The following is a 4,608-nucleotide window of genomic DNA, read 5'->3' on the forward strand; positions in this document are numbered from 1 at the left end:
AGTCGCTGCGGGTGTTGTCGGGTGCTGGCGGGATGATGTCGGTGACGGAGCCGGCTGCCCGGGTCGAGGAGCGCTTGGGCCGCTGGGATGGTCGGCTGTCGCTGGCCGCGGTCAACGGCCCGGCCTCGGTAGTGGTTTCCGGCGAGCCGACGGCGCTGCAAGAACTGGCGCAGGAGCTGGAGGCTGACGGCGTCCGGTCCCGGATGGTCGCGGTGGATTACGCCTCGCACTGCGCGCAGGTGGAGCAGTTGGAGGAGGAGATCCTCTCGGTCCTGGCCGGGGTGGCTCCGCGGGCGGGCCGGGTGCCGATGGTCTCGGCGATGACGGGCGAGACGCTGACCGGTACGGAGTTGGATGCCGGGTACTGGTACGGCAGCCTGCGGGCACCGGTGCAGTTCGATGGAGCCGTACGCGCCCTGGCCGGTATGGGGCACCAGGTGTTCATCGAGGTCTCCCCGCATCCGGTACTGCTCGCGGCGATGACCGAGACGCTCGAAGAGGCCGCGCTGGAGGCAGGCCCGGGCACGATGGTGGGGGTGGTGTGCGGAACGCTGCGTCGCGACGACGGTGGAGCTACCCGCCTGATCACCTCGTTCGCGGAGGCGTTCGTCCACGGCGCGGGAGTGGACTGGACTGCTGTCCTGTCGGCCGGGCAGCGGGTGGAGCTGCCCACCTACGCCTTCCGGCACCAGCGGTACTGGCCCCAGGGAGCGCTGGCGCTGCCGACTGCGGGATCGGCCGCGGGCGGCGACGGTGCGAGCACGGTGGCCGAGGCGCAGTTCTGGGCCGCGGTCGAGGGCGGGGATCTGGCGCAGATCGCCGACACGCTCGCCATCGAGAACCAGCAGTATCTGGGTGAGGTGCTGCCCGCGTTGGCGTCGTGGCGGCGCCGGGAGCAGGACCGGTCCACGACCGCAAGCTGGCGCTACCGGGTGGGCTGGGCACCGGTCGCCGAGCCCGACCCGGCTGTGCTGACAGGCGTCTGGCTGTTGGTGACCGCTGCCGGGCAGATCGGCGACGACCTGACGCAGGGGTGCGTGCAGGCGCTGGCCGCCCGAGGCGCCGAAGTGGTTGTGGCCCAGGTCCCGGCCGAGGTCGTGGACCGGGCTGAGGTGGCAGCGGTCCTCGACCGGACGCTGGAGGGTACAGGCACGGAACCGGCCGCGGTCAGGGGCGTGGTGTCGCTGCTGGCGCTGGATGAGACGTTTGTACCGGCGTATCCGGTGGTGGCTCAGGGTGTGGCCGCGACGCTGGGCCTGGTGCAGGCGCTCGGAGACGCGGGAGTGGGCGCACCGCTGTGGGTGGCCACGCACGGAGCGGTGGCGGCCGTGCCGGGCGAGGTGCTGACCAGCCCGGTGCAGGCGCAGGTGTGGGGCCTGGGCCGAGTGGTGAGCCTGGAACACCCTGACCGGTGGGGCGGGTTGATCGACCTGCCCGCCGTACTCGACGAACGCGCCGGGGCGCGGCTGGCGGCCGTGCTGGCCGGATGCGGCGAGGACGAGGTCGCGATCCGCGCGGCCGGGCTCCTGGCCCGGCGGCTGACCCGGGCTCCGCAGCCTCGCGTCTCCGCCGAGGGCTGGGTGCCGCGTGGGAGTGCGTTGATCACCGGTGGAACCGGTGCGATCGGCGGGCACGTGGCGCGCTGGCTGGCCGGTCGAGGCGCCCAGCGGCTGGTGCTGACCAGCCGGTCCGGTCCCTCCGCCCCCGGCGTTGCCGAGCTGGCGGCAGAGCTGGCGACCTCCGGTGCGCGCGTGGATGTCGTGGCCTGTGATGTCAGTGAGCGGGCGGATCTGTCCGGGCTGCTGGCCTGGACGGGGACGGACGGTCCTGCGTTGTCCGCGGTGATGCACACCGCGGGTGTGCTGGACGACGGCGTGGTCGACCGGCTGTCGGCGGAGCGGCTGGCGACGGTGATGGCGCCCAAGACCGCGAGTGCGGCCTTGCTGGACGAGCTGACCGCAGACCTCGACCTGGACGCGTTCGTGCTCTTCTCCTCGGCCGCGTCGACGCTGGGCGCCGCCGGGCAGGGCAACTACGCGGCGGCGAACGCGTTCCTGGATGCCGTGGCGGAGAGCAGGCGGGGCCGGGGCCTGGCCGGTCTGGCGGTGGCCTGGGGGCTGTGGGGCGGAGGCGGCCTGGCGGAATCCAAGGAAGCGATCCGGGCCCGGATGCGCCGGCTCCCCATGCCGGCGATGGATCCGCAACTGGCGGTGCGGGCACTGGGAGAGGCACTTGAACAGCCTGACCCGGTGCTGACGGTGATGGATATAGATTGGGCGCAGTTGGCCTCGGTGCCTGGCGCGGCGGATTTGCGTCAGAGGCCGCTGGTGCGGGACCTGCCCGAAGTACGCCGGCTGGCTGCCGCGGGCGGTGGTACGGGCACCGGGGGTGTGGTGCGTGGCGAGGGTGAACTGTCCCAGCGGCTGGCCGGGTTGGGCCGGGCCGAGCAGGACCGGGTGCTGATCGATGTGGTGCGGGCCGAGGCAGCGGTGGTGTTGGGACACGCCTCGGCGGAAGCGGTGCAGGACAGTCAGGCCTTCAAGGATCTGGGCTTTGACTCGCTGACCGGGGTCGAGTTGCGGAACCGGTTGAACGCGGCGACGGGGTTGCGGTTGCCGGCCACGCTGGTGTTCGACTACCCCACCCCGGTGGCACTTGCCACCTGGCTGCGGACCGAAATCATCCAGGGCGAAACAATATCGGTGCCGATACTCGATGAGCTGGACCGGCTCGAATCGAGTCTTTCGGGTGTGGGTTCCGATCAGAACATGCGTGAAAGCGTTACGAGGCGGCTGCAGACCATCCTCTCGAAGTGGATCGAAGAGCAGGGCGGATCGGAGTCCGAGAACGAGACGGTCGAGCTCCAGTCGGCAACACCCGACCAGGTGTTTGACTTCCTCGACAAAGAACTTGGATTGAGTTAATCCCCTCGGACTTATTGACGGCAAAGTTAATTAAGGGGTCCCCGTGGAGAACCAAGAAAAACTCTTCGATTACCTTAAGAAGGCTGCAGCCGAGCTTCAGGAGACTCGTAAGCGCCTGCGCAAGATGGAGGCAGGCGAGCAGGAGCCGTTGGCGATCGTCGGGATGAGCTGCCGCTTCCCTGGTGGTGCGGGCAGCCCCGAGGAGTTCTGGGAGCTGCTGGCCGCGGGCGGGGACGCGGTCGGCGGCTTCCCCACCGACCGTGGCTGGGACACCGACAGCCTGTACGACCCCGACCCGGATCAGGCCGGGACGTCGTATGTGCAGCAGGGCGGCTTCCTGCAGGACGCGGCGGGCTTTGATGCGGGGTTCTTCGGAATCAGTCCGCGTGAGGCGCTGGCGATGGATCCGCAGCAGCGGTTGCTGCTGGAGGTGTCGTGGGAGGCGCTGGAGCGGGCCGGCATCGACCCCAGGGCACTGAAGGGGAGTCCCACAGGCGTCTTCGCGGGTGGTTTCGCGTCGGGTTATGGGCTCGGTGTGGCGTTGGCGGGGCAGGACGCGGCCGGTGTCGAGGGTCACTTGATGACCGGTAACGCGACGAGTGTGCTGTCGGGTCGTGTGTCGTATGCGCTGGGTCTTGAGGGTCCGGCGGTGACGGTGGACACGGCGTGTTCGTCGTCGCTGGTGGCGCTGCACCTGGCCAGCCAGGCCCTGCGGTCCGGGGAGTGCTCGCTGGCGCTGGCCGGCGGCGTCACGGTGATGGTGACACCAGGGACGTTCATCGAGTTTTCCCGGCAGCAGGGCCTCTCGCCGGACGGCCGATGCCGGGCCTTCGCCGCGGAAGCGGACGGGACGGGATGGGCCGAAGGCGCCGGTGTCCTGGTGCTGGAACGGCTGTCCGATGCCCGCCGCAACGGGCATCAGGTGCTGGCCGTGATACGTGGCTCCGCGATCAACCAGGACGGCGCCTCCAACGGCCTGACTGCGCCGAACGGCCCCTCGCAGCAGCGCGTGATCCGGGCCGCCCTGAGCAATGCCCGCCTGGCTGCCAGTGACGTGGACGTCGTGGAGGCGCACGGCACGGGGACCAAGCTCGGCGACCCCATCGAAGCGCAGGCCCTGCTCGCCACCTACGGTCAGGAGCGCGCCGAGCAGGGGCCGTTGTGGCTGGGTTCGGTGAAGTCCAACATCGGTCACACGCAGGCTGCCGCGGGCGTGGCTGGTGTGATCAAGATGGTGCTGGCGTTGCAGCACCAGGAGCTGCCGCAGACGCTGCACGCGCAGGAGCCGTCGCCGCACGTGGACTGGTCGGCGGGTGAGGTGCAACTGCTGACCGAGTCCGTGCCCTGGCCGGCCGATGGCCGGGTGCGGCGTGCCGGTGTGTCCGCGTTCGGCATCAGTGGCACCAACGTTCACCTCATCGTTGAAGAAGCCCCGGCCGTTGAGGCTGCTGAGCTCGAGGACGAGGCACCTGAGGCCGACGCCGAGGGCACGGCACCGGTGCTGTCGGGCGTTGGTGCGTGGGTGGTGTCGGGTCGGTCGGCGGAAGGTTTGGCCGCCCAGGCGGGGCGGTTGCGGGAGTGGGTGTCGGGGCGGCCGGAGTTGGATCCGGTGGATGTGGGCTGGTCGTTGGCGGTGTCGCGGTCGGTGTTCGAGCACCGGGCCGTGCTTTTGGGTGGCGAGCGT

Annotated in this window: 2 protein-coding genes; both read left to right on the plus strand. The window is 70.4% G+C overall.

The genetic code is table 11. The annotated features are described in order from the left end of the window. A partial coding sequence (locus AQI88_RS42060) for an SDR family NAD(P)-dependent oxidoreductase (RefSeq protein WP_159050591.1) occupies positions 1 to 2,924 on the plus strand: 2,924 nt, incomplete at its 5' end. A 43-nt stretch (positions 2,925 to 2,967) separates the two neighbouring features. Continuing rightward, positions 2,968 to 4,608 (plus strand): type I polyketide synthase (locus AQI88_RS42065; RefSeq protein ID WP_208616096.1); only part of this gene is annotated, 1,641 nt, incomplete at its 3' end.

Source organism: Streptomyces cellostaticus (assembly GCF_001513965.1).
Lineage (GTDB): Bacteria > Actinomycetota > Actinomycetes > Streptomycetales > Streptomycetaceae > Streptomyces > Streptomyces cellostaticus.